Annotated in this window: 18 protein-coding genes; 2 read left to right on the top strand and 16 right to left on the bottom strand. The window is 58.4% G+C overall.

All coding sequences use genetic code 11. From position 1 onward, the window contains the following. Window positions 1-264: 264 nt before the first annotated feature. Both D1841_RS00410 and D1841_RS18905 read left to right on the top strand, forming a co-directional pair. A complete protein-coding gene (locus D1841_RS00410) occupies window positions 265-633 on the top strand; it encodes a TM2 domain-containing protein (RefSeq protein ID WP_201751153.1) in 369 nt (122 codons plus the stop codon). 30 nt (window positions 634-663) lie between these two features. Further along, window positions 664-1,365 carry a TM2 domain-containing protein gene (locus tag D1841_RS18905; protein ID WP_160641163.1) on the top strand — a complete coding sequence of 234 codons (702 nt, stop codon included), beginning with the start codon at window positions 664-666 and terminating at the stop codon, window positions 1,363-1,365. A gap of 63 nt (window positions 1,366-1,428) precedes the next feature. Here the strand turns inward: D1841_RS18905 and D1841_RS00400 are convergent, their stop codons facing one another. The 16 genes from D1841_RS00400 to D1841_RS00325 all read right to left on the bottom strand — a co-directional run bounded on the left by D1841_RS00400 (window position 1,429) and on the right by D1841_RS00325 (window position 19,507). Continuing rightward, window positions 1,429-1,950 carry a hypothetical protein gene (locus tag D1841_RS00400; RefSeq protein WP_160641162.1) on the bottom strand — a complete coding sequence of 174 codons (522 nt, stop codon included), beginning with the start codon at window positions 1,948-1,950 and terminating at the stop codon, window positions 1,429-1,431. Next, complete coding sequence (hisE, locus tag D1841_RS00395) at window positions 1,947-2,270, bottom strand: phosphoribosyl-ATP diphosphatase (protein ID WP_160641161.1); 324 nt, start codon at window positions 2,268-2,270, stop codon at window positions 1,947-1,949. Before hisE ends, D1841_RS00400 begins: the two co-directional genes overlap by 4 nt. An 87-nt stretch (window positions 2,271-2,357) precedes the next feature. After that, window positions 2,358-3,461, bottom strand: coding sequence for a 1-(5-phosphoribosyl)-5-[(5-phosphoribosylamino)methylideneamino]imidazole-4-carboxamide isomerase (hisA, locus tag D1841_RS19675; protein WP_160641160.1), 1,104 nt, complete (start codon window positions 3,459-3,461; stop codon window positions 2,358-2,360). Between the two features lie 222 nt (window positions 3,462-3,683). Further along, window positions 3,684-4,262, bottom strand: a complete 579-nt coding sequence (hisB, locus tag D1841_RS00385) for an imidazoleglycerol-phosphate dehydratase HisB (RefSeq protein WP_160641159.1) — start codon at window positions 4,260-4,262, stop codon at window positions 3,684-3,686. Beyond that, window positions 4,259-5,332, bottom strand: a complete 1,074-nt coding sequence (locus D1841_RS00380) for a histidinol-phosphate transaminase (RefSeq protein ID WP_160641158.1) — start codon at window positions 5,330-5,332, stop codon at window positions 4,259-4,261. Before D1841_RS00380 ends, hisB begins: the two co-directional genes overlap by 4 nt. Next, window positions 5,316-5,630: a hypothetical protein gene (locus D1841_RS00375; RefSeq protein WP_160641157.1), complete on the bottom strand. Its 315-nt coding sequence runs from the start codon at window positions 5,628-5,630 to the stop codon at window positions 5,316-5,318. The genes D1841_RS00380 and D1841_RS00375 overlap by 17 nt, the downstream gene beginning before the upstream one ends. A gap of 4 nt (window positions 5,631-5,634) precedes the next feature. Then, window positions 5,635-6,930, bottom strand: coding sequence for a histidinol dehydrogenase (gene hisD / locus D1841_RS00370; protein WP_371721198.1), 1,296 nt, complete (start codon window positions 6,928-6,930; stop codon window positions 5,635-5,637). A gap of 87 nt (window positions 6,931-7,017) precedes the next feature. Next, entirely contained in the window at window positions 7,018-7,650 is a 633-nt protein-coding gene (gene hisG / locus D1841_RS00365) for an ATP phosphoribosyltransferase (protein ID WP_160641155.1), read from the bottom strand. Further along, a complete protein-coding gene (hisZ, locus tag D1841_RS00360; protein WP_160641154.1) occupies window positions 7,647-8,855 on the bottom strand; it encodes an ATP phosphoribosyltransferase regulatory subunit in 1,209 nt (402 codons plus the stop codon). The genes hisG and hisZ overlap by 4 nt, the downstream gene beginning before the upstream one ends. A gap of 248 nt (window positions 8,856-9,103) precedes the next feature. Beyond that, complete coding sequence (locus D1841_RS00355) at window positions 9,104-13,438, bottom strand: PolC-type DNA polymerase III (RefSeq protein ID WP_160641153.1); 4,335 nt, start codon at window positions 13,436-13,438, stop codon at window positions 9,104-9,106. A 269-nt stretch (window positions 13,439-13,707) separates the two neighbouring features. Further along, a complete protein-coding gene (locus tag D1841_RS00350) occupies window positions 13,708-14,322 on the bottom strand; it encodes a histidine phosphatase family protein (protein ID WP_160641152.1) in 615 nt (204 codons plus the stop codon). Between the two features lie 12 nt (window positions 14,323-14,334). Then, window positions 14,335-15,381 carry a flavodoxin-dependent (E)-4-hydroxy-3-methylbut-2-enyl-diphosphate synthase gene (gene ispG, locus D1841_RS00345; RefSeq protein ID WP_160641151.1) on the bottom strand — a complete coding sequence of 349 codons (1,047 nt, stop codon included), beginning with the start codon at window positions 15,379-15,381 and terminating at the stop codon, window positions 14,335-14,337. A 28-nt stretch (window positions 15,382-15,409) separates the two neighbouring features. Then, window positions 15,410-16,474: an RIP metalloprotease gene (locus D1841_RS00340; protein WP_237076108.1), complete on the bottom strand. Its 1,065-nt coding sequence runs from the start codon at window positions 16,472-16,474 to the stop codon at window positions 15,410-15,412. Between the two features lie 154 nt (window positions 16,475-16,628). Continuing rightward, window positions 16,629-17,795 carry a 1-deoxy-D-xylulose-5-phosphate reductoisomerase gene (locus tag D1841_RS00335; RefSeq protein WP_237076107.1) on the bottom strand — a complete coding sequence of 389 codons (1,167 nt, stop codon included), beginning with the start codon at window positions 17,793-17,795 and terminating at the stop codon, window positions 16,629-16,631. A 113-nt stretch (window positions 17,796-17,908) separates the two neighbouring features. Next, window positions 17,909-18,727 (bottom strand): phosphatidate cytidylyltransferase, encoded by an 819-nt coding sequence (locus D1841_RS00330; RefSeq protein ID WP_160641150.1) that lies wholly within the window; start codon window positions 18,725-18,727, stop codon window positions 17,909-17,911. Between the two features lie 39 nt (window positions 18,728-18,766). Continuing rightward, complete coding sequence (locus tag D1841_RS00325) at window positions 18,767-19,507, bottom strand: isoprenyl transferase (protein ID WP_160641149.1); 741 nt, start codon at window positions 19,505-19,507, stop codon at window positions 18,767-18,769. Window positions 19,508-19,523: the final 16 nt, after the last annotated feature.

Genomic DNA, 19,523 nt, shown 5'->3' with positions numbered 1-19,523 from the left:
TGCGTTCTCCAGGCCAAAGCCGTTAAAGAGCACAATAGGCCCGCGAATTTTTGTAAAATATATCCAATCCCCATTTCTCCAATCCTTACAAAAAATTTACATCTCCGTCTTGTTTGCTGGTAAACCCCGACCAAATTCTTTCCTTTTTTAATTTTATCTTACTAAACCTTCCAGTCCCTTGCTTTCCCCCACAGGTGGTGCTAAGATAGTACCAGAACACAAGGAAACGGACTGCCCCCTACACAGAAAGGAAGATGAACCCACATGGCAGACAATAATCAGTATAACAACCAGTATAACCAGACCTATTACACCCAGGCAAACTTCCAGGAGGAGCAGCCTCCCATGTACAACCCGCCCCAATACCAGCCCCAGGCCGGCATGGAGCCTCCTCCCGGCTATGTGCAGAAAAGCCGGGTGGCGGCAGGCGTCCTTGCCATGCTGCTGGGAGCCTATGGCGTCCACAGCTTCTACCTGGGCAACACCTCCCGGGGGCTGGTGCAGCTTCTGGTGTCTTTCCTCACCTGCGGCTTCGGCGCCATTGTCATGCAGATCTGGGGCATCCTGGACGGCATCAAGCTTTTAGACGGGCGCATTAACACCGACGCAAACGGCGTATTCTTAAAAGACTGACACATTCCATTTCAGAAAGGAGCATCTTATATGTCTGATTTTGAAAATAATAACCCCTTAGAACAGCAGAACAATCCCCCCGCCTCCCAGCCGGCAGAAGGGCAGCCCGGGGAAACCCAGCCCGTCCAGGAGAGCGCCCAGCCCTCCGCCCCCCAGCAGGAGCCTGCCTATACAGAAAAGCCTGTGCCCCACTTGACCCTGGAGCCGGATCTCCCGCCCGATCCCCCCGCCCCAGACCACACCGGCCCCCACTTCCCCGGATCCTCCGCAGAGCCTTTCCATATGCCAGAGCCGCCCCGGGCGCCAGAGCCTGCCTCTCCCTATTCCGGTTATCAAGCCCAGCCTTCCTATGGCGCGCCCCAGTATACCCAGCAGGAGCAGCAGGCTGCCCCGCAATACCAGCCTCCCCAATACAGCCAGGCGCCCCAGCAGCCCTATTATCCTTACCCGCCCCAGCAGTACAATACCCCGCCGGCAGGCTATGCCCAAAAGAGCCGCCTGGCAGCGGGCCTGCTGGCCATTATGCTGGGCGTGTTCGGCGTGCATAATTTCTACCTGGGCTTTAACACCCGGGGCACCATCCAGCTTGTCCTCTCCCTGGCAGGGGGCCTGCTGACCTGCGGCGTGGCCACTATAGCCGTTGTCATCTGGGCCTTTATCGAGGGCGTTATGCTCCTCTCTGCCCAGCCCTCCCGCATGTATGACGGCAATGGTGTCATACTCCGAGATTAAATCCTTCCCAACGCATAAAACCCCCGCCCCGGCACTGCCGGAACGGGGGTTTTATGGTTCCTTCTATTTTTTTCCAGTCTTACCCGCCACAATCATAAACCGGTGGCGCAGCTCTCTCTCTCGGCCCTTTCCAGCAGCTTCATAGCCCTGATCGCCATATACCACCCGGAACCCTGCCTCATAAAACAGGGGCTTCTGGTTCTCCAGGTTATAATTGCCCGGCAGGCCCAGCTCCCCGGCCCTGCTGTCAGCGCCCCCCGCCTGTTCCGTCAGGAAAAAACCGCCGGGCTTTAGCACCCGGCGTATTTCCTCCAAGCTGTAAGGCTGGCGGTATTGCAGCACCAGATCCAAAGACTGCCCGTCAAAGGGCAAAGGCTCTCCCCCATTCCAGAGCCGCGCCTGCACGCCTAAAGGCCCCAGCCGCCTTTCCTCCCGGAGGCAGTCCCCGGCAGGCAGGGCCAAAGCCAGCAGGCAGAGGGGATGCCCCAAGGCCAGCAAATCCTCCAGCCCTTCCCTGCCCACCAGAAGCACCCGTGTTTCCGGGCGTAGGAAAGCCCTGGCCCGCTGCCAGAAATCCCACCTCATGTATTTTTGTCCACCTGATGGAAGGTTTTCAGGTTGCCCTGCTTTCCACTGCGCTTTTTCAGCTCAGCCTCCACCTGCTCCAGAGTGATGCCCTGCTGCACCATCAGCACAGTGAGGTGGTATAAAAGGTCGCTTATCTCCAGCACAGTTTCGCTGTTATCCCCGTTTTTTGCGGCGATAATCACCTCGCTGCACTCCTCCCCGCACTTTTTCAAAATCTTGTCCAGCCCCTGCCCGAAAAGATAGCAGGTGTAAGAGCCTTCTGTCTGCGCGTCTTTTCTGGCTGAAACTGTCTCATATAGTTTCTGTAAAGGATTCATTTCAATCGCCATGCGATACAGAATTCGCACAAAAAGCTATGTAAAAATAACCTTTCGTGCCCGGTACCGTTCCTTTCTTCGTATTTTTCACACTACGCTCTTCTGTCCCGCCCCGTCCTTTTCCGGCCACAGGGTTTTAAAAAAACAGCTATGGCTGCCCGTATGGCAGGCCGGACCCTTCTGCTTCACTTTAATGAGCAGGGTGTCATCGTCGCAGTCCGCATAGACGCTGCACACCTGCTGGGTGTGGCCCGAAGTCTCCCCCTTGTTCCAAAGGGCCTTGCGGCTGCGGCTGTAAAACCAAGTGGTGCCGGTTTGCAAGGTTTTCACCAAAGACTCCCGGTTCATATAGGCCAGCATCAGCACCTCCCCGGTTTCCTCCTCCTGGATAACAGCGGGCAGCAGCTCAGACTTCTGGAAATACCGCTCCAGCTCGTCCTCTGCCGCCTGCCGCGTTTTGGGGGCCTTGCCGGAAACCCGCTGGCAGGCGGTAATGGCCCGGCGCAGATCCAGCGCCCCCGTATAGATAGACTTCCCGGCAATGGCGCCATAAAGCCCCAAATCATACAGGTTCACAATATCCAAAAGGCTGCTGACCCCGCCGCTGGCAATGATATTGCAGGACACAGCCCGGTTCAGCTTATCCAGCATTTCCAGGTTCGGCCCGCTCATCATGCCGTCTTGCTGGATGTCTGTGCAGATGATAAACTCCACCCCCAGGGCCTCCATCTCCTTGGCAAGTTCCAGATAATCCTTCCCGCTTTTTTCCGTCCAGCCCTGGGCGGCGGCCTTGCCCCCCAAAGCGTCAATGCCCACAGCAATTTTTTTGCCGTACCGGCCCACAGCTTCTTTCACAAAAGCGGGATTTTCCAAAGCGGCAGAGCCTAAAATCACCCGGCTCACGCCCTTCTCCAGATACAGCTCTACAGAAGCCATATCCCGTATGCCGCCCCCCACCTCAATGTGCATGTCCACATTCTGGAGCACGTCAAAAATCAACTGGGCATTTTGGGGCGCGCCTCCCTTGGCCCCGTCCAAATCCACCATGTGCATCCAGCGGGCGCCCTGCTCCTGAAAGCTTCTGGCAGTGTCCAGGGCGCTGTCCGCCACCACATGGGCTGTGGCATAGTCCCCCTGCAGCAGGCGCACGCACTGGCCCTGGTGCAGGTCAATGGCTGGCAGTATAATCATAGGCAAACTCTCCTTTCCATAACGATGTCAAACCTGTATGAAAAAGCCCTTATCCAGCGGGCGAAAAAGATTACAAATTGTTTACAAAACCCAACTTTTTTGCAAAAAACCGCAGTTTTTTCTAAGAATTCACACTTTGTTCATCATTCTTTTCCAGCACAATTCTGACGCTTCCTGAAATGCTTTTGAGCCGCCGGAGGCAAAAAGCACCGAAAGCGTCTCCTACAGCATCCCTTTGGAGGAAAGCACCCCTTCCTGCCCCAGGGCGCAGGCGTCCCGCAACGCGTGGGCGCAGGCCTTAAAGAGAGCTTCAATCATGTGATGGGAATTTTTCCCATAGGGGCAGGCAAGGTGGAGAGTCAGGCCGCTGTGCATGGCAAAGGCCCGGAAAAACTCCTCTGTCATGCAGGCGTCATATGCCCCCAGAGCCTCCTGGGGAAACGCCGCCTGGAACACCAGGAAGGGCCTGCCGCTGATATCCACCACGCAGGAACCCAGGGCCTCGTCCATAGGGATGTAGGCGTGGCCATAACGCTTAATGCCGCTTTTGTCCCCTAAAGCCTGGGCCATGGCCTGGCCCAGCACAATGCCCACGTCCTCCACTGTGTGGTGGCAGTCCACCTCCAAGTCCCCCTTGGCCCAAACCTCCAGGCCAAAGCCGCTGTGTACCCCGAAGGCTGTCAGCATGTGGTCGAAAAAGCCGACGCCTGTGGCAACCTCCACTGGGCCGCCGTCCAGGGAGAGGGCCAGCTTGATATCTGTTTCCCTTGTTTTCCTTGTTACAGAAGCCTGACGCTTCATGCCTGCCCCCCCTTTCCTGAAGCCTTGAAATACTCTTCCGCCGCCCGGAGGAAAATCCTGTTTTCCTCCGGCGTGCCGCAGGTAATGCGGACAAGGCCCCCGGTAAGGCGGACGGCAATGCCCCGGGCGCACAGGAAATCGAACAGGGCCTGCCTGTCCTCCATGAAGAGGGCGCAGAAATTGGTGTCGCTTGGCAGCAGGGTAAAGCGCCCGGGATATTTCCGCCCCAATTCTTCCAGCCCAGCCGCCAGCTCGTCCCGGGACAGAAGGATTTCCTCCAGGGCGGCCTTGATGGCTGCATCCTGCCCCAGTGCCAATGCCCCCATCTTCTGAGACAAGGCGTTTACATTATAGGGAGATTTTGCCGCCCGCAGGGTGTCTGCCAGCAAAGGCCGGGCCACCGCAAATCCCAGCCGCAGGGCCGCCATACCAAAGGCCTTGGAGCAGGTGCGCAGGATGATGAGGTTATCAAAGCTGTCCGCTTCCCCCAGAAGGCTCTGGTCGGAAAAGTCCATATAAGCCTCGTCCAGCACCACCAAAGCGCTGACCGAGCGGATAAGCCGGGCCACTTCTTCTTTGGGGCACACCAGGGAAGTGGGATTGCAGGGGTTGCTGAAAATCAGCAGTCTTACCCCTTCCTCCTCACAAACCCGGATGGTTTCGTCTATGTCTACGCGAAGGCCCTCTCCCTTCTGAATGGGCACATGCCGGGCCTCCTGCAAAAAGCCGTTAAAGGCATACATGGAAAAGTCCGGCTCCAGGGTGGCAAAAGCATCCCCTTTTTCCAGGAAGGTGCTGAAAATTACGGTTATCAGCTCGTCAGAACCATTTCCCACCACCACCTGCCCTTCCGGCACCCCATAATGCCGGGCAAAGGCGGCGCAAAGCTCCTTAGCGGCAGGGTCTGGATAGCGGTTGAAGGCCAGTTCCGGAAGGGCCGTCTGGGCATCCAGGAGTACCTCCTCCGGCAAAGGCAGGAAAGACTCGTTTGCGTCCAGGCGCACCTGGAAGTCCCCTCCAATGGGGTCATACGCTTTAAGGCCTTTCGCTTTTTCATTCAGGCTGTACATGTGCCTTGTCCTCCTTTTTCCCGCCATATTCCTCCAGGCACCACGCCACTGTGTCGTACACGTCCGCCACGGTGTCCTCTGGGTTTTCATAGCGGCGCACGCCTATGCTGTGCCAGTATTCCTCCCGGAACAAACGCTTTTTCTGGGAAACCTCCACAAAGCTCTCGTCAAAATAAAGCTTATACTGTTTGCGGCCCCCTGTAAAATACAGCACAGCCGCTTCCTTCCCCTTTGTCAGCCATTCCGGCACAAAGCCCCGGGCCTCCAGGGCCTTATACACATCCTCCACTGTTTCCATGGGCCTATTTCCCATCCTTGCGCACCCGGACGGAGTTGGCGTGGGCGGTAAGCTCTTCTGTTTCCGCCAAAAGGATAATATCATCGGCAGCGTCTAAAAGCGCTTCTTTGGGATAATATACAAAGCCGGATTTCTTCACGAAGTCATCCACAGAAAGGGGCGAGAAAAACCTGGCTGTGCCCCCGGTGGGCAGCACATGGTTCGGCCCGGCAAAATAGTCCCCTAAAGGCTCTGGGGAATAGTGGCCCAAAAACAGGGAACCCGCGTTGTCCAGCCTGCCCAGATAGGCAAAGGGGTTGTCGCAGCAGACCTCCAGGTGCTCCGGGGCCAGAAGGTTTGCAAATTCCACCGCCTCGTCCATGTTTTCCGTAAGGAGCACCGCCCCGTAGGTGTCCAAGGATTCCTCGATAATCTCCCTGCGGGAAAGGCTTTCAAGCTGCTTGTACAGGGCCTCCACTGTCTGGGCCGCCAGCTTCTCGTCCGGGGTGATGAGGATGGCAGAAGCCATTTTGTCATGCTCCGCCTGGCTCATCAAATCCGCTGCCAGATACTCCGGATTTGCGGAGGAATCGGCTATGATGAGGATTTCGCTTGGCCCGGCTATCATGTCGATGTCCACCACGCCGTAAAGCTGCTTCTTGGCGGTAGCCACGAAAATGTTCCCCGGCCCCACGATTTTGTCCACCTTGGGCACCGTCTCCGTGCCGTAGGCCATGGCCGCGACCGCCTGGGCGCCGCCCATGAGGAACACCCTGTCCACCCCGGCGGCAAGGGCCGCAGCGATGATGTTGGGGTCGGGCCGGCCTGTGCGGCCCGGGGGCGTAGCCATTACAATTTCCCCCACCTCCGCCACCTGGGCGGGTATCACGTTCATCAGCACAGAGGAAGGGTATCCCGCCGTACCGCCAGGCACGTAAACCCCCGCCCGGTGCAGGCCCCGCACCCGCTGGCCCGTGATGATGCCGCCCATAGGGTCGATGCGGCTCTGCTGCTTCTGCCGGGCATGGAATATCCGGATGTTTTCCGCTGCCCTCCTAAGGGCCTCTAAAAATTCCGGGGCGCACGCCTGGGCAATTTCCTCCATCTCCTGGCGGGTAAGCTCCAGCCTTTCCGGCGCCCAGCCGTCAAACTGGCGGGAATAATTCTGAACGGCCTCATCCCCGCCCTCCTTCACGTTTCGGATAATCTCCGCCACAGACTCTTCCACAGCCCTGTCCGCCTGGCCCACCCGGGCCTTCAGCTCGTCTATAAAGGCAAGGCGGGCCTGCCGCTCGCCTTTCACCGTGCGTATCATCAACATCCACCTCTTTTAAAATATGAACAAATTGTTAATAATGGGTAAAAGCGCTGTTTTCGGGGAAAACCCGCAGGTTTTGTAACCCTTTTGTCATCTTTCCAGCTTCTCCTCCAGCTTTGCCGCCAGGGCCTCAATCTCCCCCTTGCGCAGCTTCATGCTGGCAGGGTTTACCACCAGCCGGGCAGACACCTGGGCAATGGGTTCTATCACCTCCAGGCCATTTTCCTTTAGGGTGGCCCCGGTTTCCACAATATCCACAATGCCGTCGGAAAGGCCCAGCAGGGGGGCCAGTTCCACCGAGCCTTCTATCTTGATAATGCGCACGTCCATGTGCTTGCTCTCGAAAAAACGCCTTGCCACGCTGGGGTATTTGGAGGCAATGGTTTTCACCCGGTAGCCTCCGTAAAAATCCGCTCCCCTGGGGGCCGCCAGGGCAAAGCCGCAGCGCCCAAAGCCTAAATCTAAAATTTCAAAGAGCTGGTGCCCCTGCTCCATGATGGTGTCTTTTCCCACCACCCCCAGGTCGCACACGCCTTGCTCCACATAGGTGATAACATCCGCCGCCTTTGCCAGCACAGCCTCCATCTCCCCACCCCCAATGGGCAGGATCAGCCTGCGGCCCTTGTCCGTAAGGCTTTGGCAGTCAAGCCCGGCCTTCTCAAAAAGGGCAGCAGTTTTTTTCTCCAAACGGCCCTTTGTCAGGGCTATCCGCAAGGGCTTCATGGGTTCGCCCCCTTCCGCTTTATTTCCATCTCCGTCACCTGGCGCCCCACCAGCACCAGCCGGGGGATGCCCCTGTCCCGGGCATACCCCTCCGCCTGCTCCAGCGTTTCAAACAGGGACAGTTCGCACAGCCTGCCCTGGCGGGTTAAAAGGGACACCGCGCTTTCCGCCTCTGCCTCAAAGCCCAGCTCCCCGTACACCAGCACAGCCGGGGCTGGCTCTTCCTCCATGCCATTTTCCAGCAGCAGGGCGCAGGCGTCCACATCCACTGCAAAGCCTACGGCAGGCATAGGCTCCCCAAACTTTTCGCACAGCCCGTCATACCGCCCGCCCATCAGCACCGCCGCCCCATGGTGGGGCACATAGGCACTGAACACAATGCCTGTGTAGTAGTCGTTGCGCTGGACTAAGCCTAAATCCACCATCAGCCTGTCTCCCAGCCCCAGCTTCTGCAAAGCGGTGTAGACAGTGCGCAGGTAACAGAGCATCTCCCCGGCCCCGCCGCCGGAACAATACCGGGCCGCTTCCTCCAGGGCCTCCTCCCCGCCGAAAAGCCGGGGCAGGCGGCGGATGGCCTCTGCCGCCGGGTTTTCGCCTAAAGGCTCCAAAAGTTCTTCCAGGGCCGCGTAATTCTTCGCCTCAATGGTGGCCCGCAGTTCCTCCTTCTGCTCCGGGGATACGGGAAGCTGGTCTGCCAGCACCCGGAAGATCCCGGCGTGGCCCAATTCCATGCGGAAGTCCGGCGCGCAGCCCTCCAGGGCCTGGGCCGCTAAGGACACCACCTCCAAGTCTGCCCCAAGGCCCCCGGCGCCCATCAGCTCCACCCCCATCTGGGCGCTTTCATCGCTGCGGCCGGAAAGGTCGGGGCGGTTGCGGTAAATGCTCTGGTTGTAATAAAGCCGCAGGGGCTTCTGCTGGCCCTGAAGCCGGGAGGCCGCCATGCGGGCGATGGGCAGGGTGGAATCGGGGCGGAACACGATAAGCCGCCCCCGGTTGTCCGTAGTCTTGTACATTTCCCGCTGGGGCAGCGCCGCGCCGGGCAGGTTGAACACGTCGTAATATTCTATTCCCGGGGTCATCACCTCCCGGTATCCCCGGAGGGTAAAAGCCCAGGTGAGCCTGCGCTGCACCTCCCTGCGGCCCCGGCACTCCTCAAACAGGATATCCCGCGCCCCTTCCGGGGTCACTCTGCTGTATGTGCGCATTTTCTCTTTCCTCTCTGTGCTTTATTGTGCTACTATAATAAAGCATCGGCGGCTTTTTGTCAAGCCCGTATTTCCCGGGAAACTCCGCGACATTGTTTCTGCCACTTGCCAAAGGGATGCTTCGGGAGCACCCCTGGCGGGCGCGGCGCCCCGGTAAGCGCGCAAAGCGCAGCGAAAAGTCTGCGCAGGCCTCACCCGCGTCTTAGGTGCAAAACGCTTTGCAGGGCAATGCGTTTCGTTACGCTGCCTTAAAACAGGGTGGTCTGGCTGCTTTCCGGCAGATCCTTTAAGGCCCCGGTGTTCCGGAGGGCCTCAATGACGGCGCTGGAAACCTTGGCCCTAGCCTGCAAATCGTCAATGGAGATATATTCCCCGCCGCTTTGCCTTGCTTCCAACAGGCCTTCCGCCGCGGCGCCGCCTACGCCGCTCAGGCTTGAGAAGGGCAGGCGGATTTCCCCCTCCTCCACCAGGAACTTGTTGGCATGGGATTTATAGATGTCCACAGGCCGCAGCTTAATATCCCGGGCCAGCATTTCGTTGATAATCTGCAGGGTGCCAAACTCGCCCTCTTCTTTGGCGCTGGCCTCCCGGTTCTTGATTTTCGTGTCCAGCTCCCGCATTTTCCGGGAGACGGCTTCCCGGCCCAAAGCGGCGGTGGCCCCGTCGAAGTCGTCGCTGCGCACAGTGAAATACGCCGCGTAAAACTCTGTGGGCTTATGCACCTTATACCAGCCCAGCCGCAAAGCGGCAATCATATAGGCCGCCGCATGGGCCTTGGGGAACATGTACTTGATTTTAAAGCAGGAGTCAATATACCATTGGGGCACGTTGTGCTCCTTCATGGCGGCAATGTGCTCTTGGGTTAAAAGCTTTGTGGCCTTGCCCTTGCGCACAATCTCCATAATTTTAAAAGCCATTTTCGGATCCAGGCCCTTGTTCATCAGGTACACCATGATGCTGTCCCGGGTGCCGATAACCTCAGAGATGGTGCAGGTTTTGTTTTTAATCAACTCCTGGGCGTTGCCCAGCCACACGTCTGTGCCATGGGAAAGGCCGGAAACCTGCAGGAGGTCGGAGAATTTCGTGGGGTTCGATTCCTCCAGCATCCCCCGCACAAAGTTTGTGCCCAGCTCCGGCAGGGACAGCGTCCCTGTTTTTACTCCGCCCAAATCCTCCGGGGTGACGCCCAGGGCTTTGGGGGAATGGAACAGGCTCATCACCTCCGGATCGCTCATGGAAACCTGCATGACAGGGATGCCTGTGTAGTCCTCCAGATACCGGTAGATGGTGGGCACGTCGTGTCCCAGCTCGTCCAGCTTGCACACGTTGTCGTGGATGGAGTGGAAGTCGAAATGGGTGGTGATGTTGTCAGACTTCTGGTCGTTTGCCGGGTGCTGGACGGGGCAGAAGTCGTACACCTCCATGCCTCTGGGCACCACGATCATGCCGCCGGGGTGCTGGCCTGTGGTGCGCTTCACCCCTGTACAGCCAATGGAGAGCCGCTTTTCCTCTGCCTTGTGGAAGGTGGTCTGCCGCTCTTCGGCATATTTTTTCACATAGCCAAAGGCCGTCTTGTCCGCCACTGTGGCAATGGTGCCGGCCTTGAACACGTTGTCCCTGCCGAAAAGCACTTCTGTGTACCGGTGTGCGCCGGACTGGTATTCCCCGGAAAAGTTCAGGTCAATATCCGGCACCTTGTCCCCGTCAAAGCCCAGGAAGGTTTCAAAGGGGATGGTGTGGCCGTCCCTGTCCAGTTCCGCGCCGCAGTGGGGGCACGTTTTGGGAGGCAGGTCAAAGCCGGAATCCACGCTGCCGTCGGTGATAAACTCACTGTACTGGCACTTAGGGCACACATAGTGAGGCTCTAAAGGGTTTACCTCTGAGATGCCCGACATGCTGGCCACAAAGGAGGATCCAACGGAACCCCGGGATCCCACCAGATAGCCATGGGCCTCGCTGTCTGCCACCAGCTTCTGGGCTGTCATATACAGCACAGAGAAGCCATGCTTGACAATGGATCCCAGCTCCTTGTTCAGCCGCTTCTCCACGATTTCCGGCACCGGATCCCCATATTTCGCCTTGGCCCGCTGCCAGGTAATGTCGATAAGCTGCTCTTGGGCGCCCTCGATAAAGGGCGGGAAGTTGCCCATGGGCACAGGGCGGAGGTGGTCTATCATGTCCGCAATTTTGCCCGGATTCGTCACCACCACTTCAAAAGCCTTTTCCTTGCCTAAATAGCTGAACTCCTCCAGCATTTCCGGCGTGGTGCGCATGTACAGGGGGGCCTGCTGGTCAGCGTCGGAGAAGCCCTTGCCCGCCATGAGGATTTTCCGGAAGGTGGCGTCTTTGGGATCTTTAAAATGCACGTCGCAGGTGGCCACTACCATTTTGTGCAGCTTCTCCCCGATGCGCACGATGGTGCGGTTATATTCTTTCAGGCCCTCAATGTCCGTATCCCCATTTCGCACCATAAACATATTGTTGCCTAAAGGCTGGATTTCCAGGTAATCATAATATTCCGCGATTTTGCACAGGTTCTCAAAGGAATCTCCCCGCACCATGGCCTGGAACAGTTCCCCGGCCTCGCAGGCGCTGCCCACCAGCAGCCCCTCCCTGTATTTGTTCAGTTCGCTTTTGGGTGTGCGGGGACTGCGGTAGAAATACTCCAGATGGCCTTTGGAAATCAAGCGGTAGAGGTTTTTCAGGCCTGTGTGGTTTTTCACCAGGAGAATCATATGGTAGGGCCGCAGCTTTTTGGCATCCCCTCCTGCCAGGGCGGTGTTGATGTCTGAGACAAGCTTTGCCCCCTGGCCCTCCCGCAGCCGCTGCAAAAGCCGCAGGAAAATCTCTCCCAGGGTGGCGGCGTCATCGTCGGCCCGGTGGTGGTTAAAGGGCTTCAGCTTCAGGTAGGAAGCCACTGTATCCAGCTTGCAGTTTTTAATGTCCGTTAAAAGCGCCCGGCAGATGGGCACAGAATCTATGTACACATGCTGGAAGGGGATGCCGGCCCGCTCTCCGGCGGCCCGGAGGAAGCCTGTGTCAAAGCCCGCGTTGTGGGCCACCAGCACAGGGGATTCCCCGCAGAACTCATAGAAAGCCTTGAGGGCCTCCGCCTCCTTGGGAGCGCCCTGCACCATTTCGTTTGTAATGCCTGTCAGCTCTGTAATTTTTGGGGGGATGGGCATTTCCGGATCCACAAAGGTATCGAAATGGTCGGTGACCTCCCCGTTATGGATGCGCACCGCGCCGATTTCCGTCATGCGGTCTTTTTTCGGGGAAAGGCCGGTGGTTTCCAGGTCGAAGCAGATGAAATCCCCCTCTAAAGGCTGGGATGTCTCCCCTGTGACCGCAGGCACCAGGTCGTTTACAAAATAGGCCTCTGTGCCATACAGCACTTTGAATTCCGGATCCTCCTTGCGGATGGCGGCCTCGGCATTCATGGCTTCCGGGAAGGCCTGGGCCACCCCATGATCGGTGATAGCCACAGCCTTCTGGCCCCATTTGTGGGCCTGCTTGATGAGATCCCCTGCGGGAGTCATGCCGTCCATGTCGGACATGTTGGTGTGCAGGTGCAGCTCCACCCGCTTTTCCAGGGCGTCGTCCACAACCTCCACCTGCTCCACTGTGGCGATGGCCCGGGGCCGCAGCACGTTTTCCCTGTCATATTTATCGTATTCCAGGCTGCCCCGCACCAGCAGGGATTTCCCTGCCTTCAGGCTGTCCAGCTCCTTGCACTGGCCTGCGTCCTGGATGATTTTCAGGGTGATGGAACTGGTGTAGTCTGTGATGTCGATGCTGTATATTTTCCGGGACTTATCCCGGGTTTCCTTGCTTTCCAGGGAGAAAATCTCTCCCCACACGATGATGCTGCCCAGGTCGATGGCGGCTTCCGCCAGGGGCGTGATGTGCCCTTTGGGCACCGCGCCGATTAAGGGCCGGGCGGTTTCGGGCACAATGGCGGGCAGCAGGTTTTCCTCCCCCCGCACGCTGATTTTCCGGCGGCTGGCCTGCTCCTTCATGGCCTCTTCATAGGCCTCCATCTCCTGGATGGCCTGTTCCCGCCGCTGCTTCTCCTCCTGGGTGTGGATGCGTTCTAACAGAGAGGCGCTGCCTGCTTTGGTGCTGGTTTTCCCCGTAAATTCCACCCTGCAGCCCAGGGAGAACCACTCCCGCACCAAGTCCTGCATACGCTGGTCTGTGTGCCGGGCCTCCAGAAGGGAAAGGCCCCCATGGCGCAGTTCTACGGTGAGCACCCCCTCCTCCCACCGGGCCTCCGCCTGATGGAAGGTGCCGTTTAAGGTGGCGTCCTGCTGCTTTAAGGCGGCGCACAAGGAGGGCAGGCACTCTGGGGCAAAGCTTTCCCGGGGAAACCGGGGCAGCACCCGCACAGCGCCAAAGCCCTCTAAAGCCTCCGCAAGCTTTGCAAAGGACTCGTATGCCACAAACTGGGGGAAGCGTATCCCCACTTCTATCCCCCTCGGCTCCCGGCTTACCCGCAGGTTTTCAATCTCCCCCTCCAGCAGCCCTTCCGGGAAGGTTTTGCCCGCCAGCTCCTTTTGGAAAAATTCGCCCAGTGTGCTCAATGCCCGTCCTCCTCTTTTGTTGGGACTCCGTCTCGTCTGCCGACTCGTTCAGCTCGAAACGGCCGCCACTGGCGGCCCTCGCCCCAAACCCTGCTTAGGGGGACTTTTTAGAAAAAGTCCCCCTAAGAACCCTTCAAAAACTTTTACTTTCCCCCGCGCCCTGCAAAGCCCTCCGCCGGGGCGGTTCGGCCCTAAGGGCCGAACCCGCCGCGAAGCGGCGCGGGAAAGGGCAAAGCCCTTTCCCGGCTCCGGCGGGCCGCTGTGCCTCTTTATTCCATGTAGGAAAGCACGCCTATCTGCCGGATTTGCCGCGACCAGCCCCCGTAAAACTCAAACCGCCCCACAGCCCCGGCCTTTGTCCGGATGCCGCAATGGTTCATGGCTTCCGGCGGCAGGCCCAGCCAAAGGAGGTTCCACACGCCCAGCGTGCCGCCGTGAGACACAAGCACCACGGTGTCTTCATCCCTGTCCAACACCTCCCGGCACAAAGGCTCCAGCCGCTGATAGACCTCCCGCTCCGTCTCCGCGCTGGGGAAAGGCCTTACATCTATGTAGTCTCCTGGGCGTTCCGGGCCTCTGTGCTCCCGGTACCATTGGGCGGATTTCCCCACCGCTTCCCCCAGGTTTCGCTCCCGCAGTTCCTGGCGGAATTCTATCTCCAGCCCCAGCTTTTCCGCTAAAGGCGCGGCGGTCTGGGCTGCCCGCTTTAAATCGGAGGAATAGATTTTCACGCTTTGGCCTAAAAGCTCCGGGGCCAGGTTGTCCGCGATATTCTGGGCCTGTCGGCATCCCCGTTCCGTTAAATCCCAGTCTGTCCAGGAGCCTACCATGCCGTTTGTATGGTGGATGGACTCACAATGCTGAATGGTGAGAATCTGTTTCATGACCCGCTCCTTTTATAACTTGCCCACTTCCGCTAAAAGCTCTTCTAAAAGCCTGTTTTCAGGAACCTTCCGGAGAATCTGCCCTTTCTTAAAGATCAGGCCCTCCCCTTTGCCACCAGCTATACCGATGTCCGCTTCCCTTGCCTCCCCGGGGCCGTTGACCGCGCAGCCCATCACCGCCACAGTGATGTCCTTTTTGCAATCCGATAATGCCTGTTCCGCCTGGGTTGCCAGGGAAATCAGGTCGATGCGGGTGCGCCCGCAGGTGGGGCAGGCGATAAGCCGCACGCCTCCCCGCATGTCCAGGGCCTTGAGAATGTCCCTGCCTGCGTACACCTCTTCCACCGGGTCGGCGGCCAGGGAAACCCGCAGGGTGTCCCCAATGCCCTGCTGCAAAAGGCTCCCGATGCCAATGGCAGACTTCACCAGCCCCATACGGGCAGTGCCTGCGTGGGTGATGCCCAAGTGCAGGGGGTAAGGGCACTTTTCCGCCGCCAGTTGGTAGGCCCGGATGGTGGCATCCACAGAGGAGGCCTTCATGGACACCACAATGTCGGTAAAATCAAAGCGCTCCAGCAGGGAAGCGTGGTACAAAGCGCTTTCGCACAGGGCCTCCGGAGTGGGGTGGCCGTATTTTGCCAGGATATGCTTTTCCAGGGATCCGTCGTTTACCCCAATGCGGATGGGGATGTTTTTGGCCCGGCAGGCCTGGGCTACGGCTTTCACCCGGCTGTCCTCCCCGATGTTGCCGGGGTTGATGCGGATTTTATCCACCCCGGCGTCGCAGCACGCCAGGGCCAGGCGGTAATCGAAATGGATATCCGCCACAATGGGCATGGATACCGCCTCTTTCAGGGCGGAGATGAGCTTTACCGCCGCCATGTCCGGCACCGCCGCCCGGAGTATTTCACACTCGGCCTGTTCCAGTGCCTTTGCCTGGGCCACGCTGCCCGGGATATCTGTGGAAGGGGTGCTGAGCATGGACTGCACCGTTACAGGCGCGCCGCCCCCCAGCAGGATATTCCCCACCTGCACTTGTGTAGATTTTCTTTTTGCCATACTATACTCATTCCCCTGTCATGCAATGTCAGCCTGTAAATATTCGGACGATATCGTGAAAAGTGATAACTGCCATCAGCCCTAAAAGCAGGATAAACCCGGCGGCATGGACATACCCCTCATACTTCTGCGGCACAGGCCTGCGGCTGACGCCCTCCCAGATGAGGAACAGCAGCCGTCCCCCGTCCAGGGCGGGCAGGGGCAGCAGGTTTACCACACCCAGGTTTACCGTTATCATAATAATCATTTGCAGGATATTCCCCACAGCCTTCCCGAAGCTTTCTGAAAGCCCGGCTTCCGCCGCTACAGAGATAGCCTGCACTGTGCCCACCGGCCCTGCAATTTCGTTAAGGCCAAAGCGCCCGGACACAATGCCCTTCAAGCTTTCCAGCGCCATGCGGGTCATGGACACCGTGTAGGTGAAGGAGCGCTTCACCACCCCAAAAAAGCTGCGCCGCTCCGGCTGAACATAAAAGTCCGGGGTGACCACCCGGCGGCCTGACACAGTCTGATAGGCCATGGGGAAGGGGCCAAGGTCTATACGCTGCCCCTCCCGGGAAACGGTGATGGAAACAGCGTCCGGGTTTGCCAGGGCCATGCCGAAGGACATATCCCTGTCGCTGTAAACGGCATAGCCGTCAATGGCGGTTATCACATCCCCTACCTGGGCGCCGGCAGCTTCCAGGGCGGAATTTTCCGCAAATTTGCTGATTTTCGTGGTGGCAAAAACTTCCTGGGGGATAAGGGTGAGGCCCATGAGCACAAAGCCCAGCACCACATTGAACACGCCTCCGGCTATTACCACCAGAATCCGCCGCCATACAGGCTTGCTGCCAAAGGCCGCCGGGTCGTCGCTGTCCTCATCCTCCCCCTCCATGGCGCAGAAGCCGCCAATGGGAAGCAGCCGCAGGGAATACAGAGTTTCCCCTTTTTGGAAAGCCCACAGTTTGGGGCCCATGCCAATGGAAAACTCGTTGACACGAATTTTCGCCGCCTTTGCCAGCAGGAAATGGCCCAGCTCGTGAAAAAATATCACGAACCCGAAAAGCAGTATGCCAATGACAATTAACAGCGCAATCATGAGAATCTGCAAAATATCAGCTCCTTGATCCGGTTTTGTAAAGCGTCCCCCGAGCTAAGGGCAAAAAAGTAAGGTACTGTGCATGTTTCCACGCCCAAGAGGTGGGGAAACACGCACAGTAAAAGCTGCCGGAAAGATTTGTGCTATGCCCGATTGGTCCGGCTTCTTACAGGCTTCCTGCCAGTTCCAGCACCCGGCTGCGGGCCATGCGGTCAGCCTCCAGCACATCCTCCACCTTGGCGGCCTGAACGGCAGGCTGGCTGTCCGCCGCTGCCTGCACCAGCCGGGGGATATCCATAAACCCGATTTTCTTCTCCAGGAAAAGCTGCACTGCCGCCTCGTTTGCGCCGTTTGCCGCCGCAGGCACAAGCCCCCCCCGCTCCATGGCCTTTATGCACAGGTTCAGGCAGGGAAAGCGCTCCCTGTCCGGCTCAAAGAAGGTCAGCTTCCCGAGGGCAGGCAGATCCAGCGCCCCCGAGGGGCTTTCCAGCCGCTGGGGATAGGTGAGGGCATATTGGATGGGCAGGCGCATATCCGGGGTGCCCATCTGGGCAATGACGGCGTTATCTGCAAACTCCACCATGGAGTGGACAATGCTCTCCCGGTGTACCACCACCCCTATGCGCTCCACAGGCATTTGGAACAGCCAGGCGGCCTCAATAACCTCCAGGCCCTTGTTCATCATGGTGGCGCAGTCGATGGTAATTTTTGCCCCCATGTCCCAGTTGGGATGGCAAAGGGCCTGCTCCGGGGTGACGGCCTGAAGCCGTTCCTTTTCCCAGCCGAAAAACGGCCCGCCGGAGGCCGTCAGGATAAGGCGCTTTACAGCCCTTTCCCCAGGGCTTCCCTGGAGGCACTGGAAGATGGCGGAGTGCTCGCTGTCCACCGGCAGGATTTTCACCCCGTTCTGCCGGGCAGCTTCTATTACAAGGCTGCCCCCTGCCACCAGGGTTTCCTTGTTGGCAAGGGCCAGGGTTTTCTTCGCTTTTATGGCTGCCATAGTGGGACGAAGCCCCACCATGCCCACCACAGCGTTCAGGGTGGTGTCGGCGCCCTCCCAGGCGGCGGCTTCGCACAGGCCTTCCGGCCCTTCCAGCACTGTGATGTCCAAGTCCCGGGTGCGCTGCCGGAAGTCCCTGGCGGCGGCAGGATCAAAAAGGGCTACTGCCTGGGGGGAAAAGCGGCGGGCCTGCTGCTCTAAAAGCTGTACATTGGATCGGGCGGCAAGCACCGCAATCTCAACAGGGAACGTCCCCGTCCTGTTTAACTGCTCCGCAACCTCCAAAGCCTGGATGCCGATAGAGCCTGTGGATCCTAACAGGGAAAGCCTCAAAGGAATCCTTCCTTTCCATAGTGTATGCGCCAAAGCCCGGTTTTACAGCCAGGGTCTTTGAAATGTTTAAAAAGAACTGCTCCAGGCAGGCTTTGCGCATATTCCCGCTTTTGCTATCCCGCGACGGGCAGGAAGCTTATGAGCAGGTAAACAAAGGGCGCTGTAAAAATCACGCTGTCAAACCGATCCAGAATGCCGCCATGGCCCGGGATCACCTGTCCGAAGTCCTTGATATGGCAGCTTCGCTTAATAAGGGAAAAGCTTAAATCCCCCAGCATGGACACAAAGGCACCGAAAAACCCGATTAAAAACAGGGGCAGATACTGCACCTCCACCTGTCCCAGGTGGTAAACCCGGCTGAAAAACAGGCCGCACAGCAGGGCTGCCGCCACGTTTGCCACAAGGCCTCCCACAGCGCCTTCCACCGTTTTTTTCGGGCTGATTTTAGGGCAGAGCTTGTGTTTTCCAAAAAAGGTGCCGGCAAAAAAAGCACCCATGTCTGCGGCCCAGGCGGCGAACACCGCGAGAAGCACATAAAACATGCCATGGGCGCGGTTCAGCTCCCGCAGGAGCACCAGGCTGTGCAGGGCGCAGGGAATAAGCACCACCATGCTGTACTGCACAAAAATATCTTTAAAGCTGACTTCCTCATGGTAAGCCAGCATGGCGCAGCAGATAATCAGGGTGTAAAGGGCATAGGTTAAAAAGAGAAGCCTGCCGCCGCAAAAGGGCACTGCCGCCGCCGCTGCCAGAGAGGGCCAGAAAACAACCCCCTTCTTTTCAAGCCCCAAAGCCTTCCCCAATTCAAATACCGCTGCCGCCGCAATAATCGCCACGGCGATATTCAGCGCCAGAGGGAAGGTCTGGTCAAACAGGATAATCGCCGCCAAAAATACCGCCAGCACCGCCCCGGAAAGAACACGCCGCCTCATAGCGCATGCCCCCTTTTTCTTGTGTGATTCCCTCTCGGCCTACACGCCGCCAAAGCGCCGCTGCCGGGAAGCGTAGATCTGCAAGGCCCTGTCCATATCCGCCCGCGTGAAATCAGGCCAGAGGATGTCAAAAAACACAAACTCCGCATAGGCGCACTGCCATAAGAGGAAGTTTGAAAGCCGCTGCTCCCCGCTGGGGCGGATGAGCAAATCCAGATCCGGCTGGCCCGCTGTGTAGAGATAATCGGAAAAGAGGGATTCCTCCATGTCCGCCGGGCCGCGCCTGCCTGCCCGCACATCCTCCGCAAAAGCCCGGGCCGCCCGGACAAGCTCTGCCCGGCCTCCGTAATTCATAGCAAGGTTTAAAACCATGCCGGTTTTCACAGAGGACTCCTCCTCCACCCGGCGCATCAGCGCCTGCAGCTCCGGCGGGAAGGCGGAGGGATCCCCGATAAAGCGCACCCGGATGTTTTCATCCATAAAGTCCCGCAGGGCCTCCTCCAGATAATCCTTGAAAAGGCGCATCAGCCCTCCCACCTCCTCGGCAGGCCTGGCCCAGTTCTCTGTGGAGAACGCATAGATGGTCAGGTATTGGATGCCCAGCCCTGCGCAGTACCGGGTGATGCCCCGGAAGTTCTGGGCGCCGGCCCGGTGCCCGACGCTTCGGGGCTGATGCCGCTTTTTGGCCCAGCGCCCGTTGCCGTCCATAATAATGCCCACATGGGCAGGCAGTATCCGGGGAGCCTCCCCCTTCTCTTCTTTCATTTTAAAAAGCGCCATGGCCCAACCTCCCGGC

Origin of the sequence: Neglectibacter sp. X4, assembly GCF_009917365.1 — a bacterium.
GTDB lineage: Bacteria > Bacillota > Clostridia > Oscillospirales > Acutalibacteraceae > Acutalibacter.
Note: the sequence above shows the minus strand (reverse complement) of the source record. Positions and strands in the feature narration are given on the sequence as shown.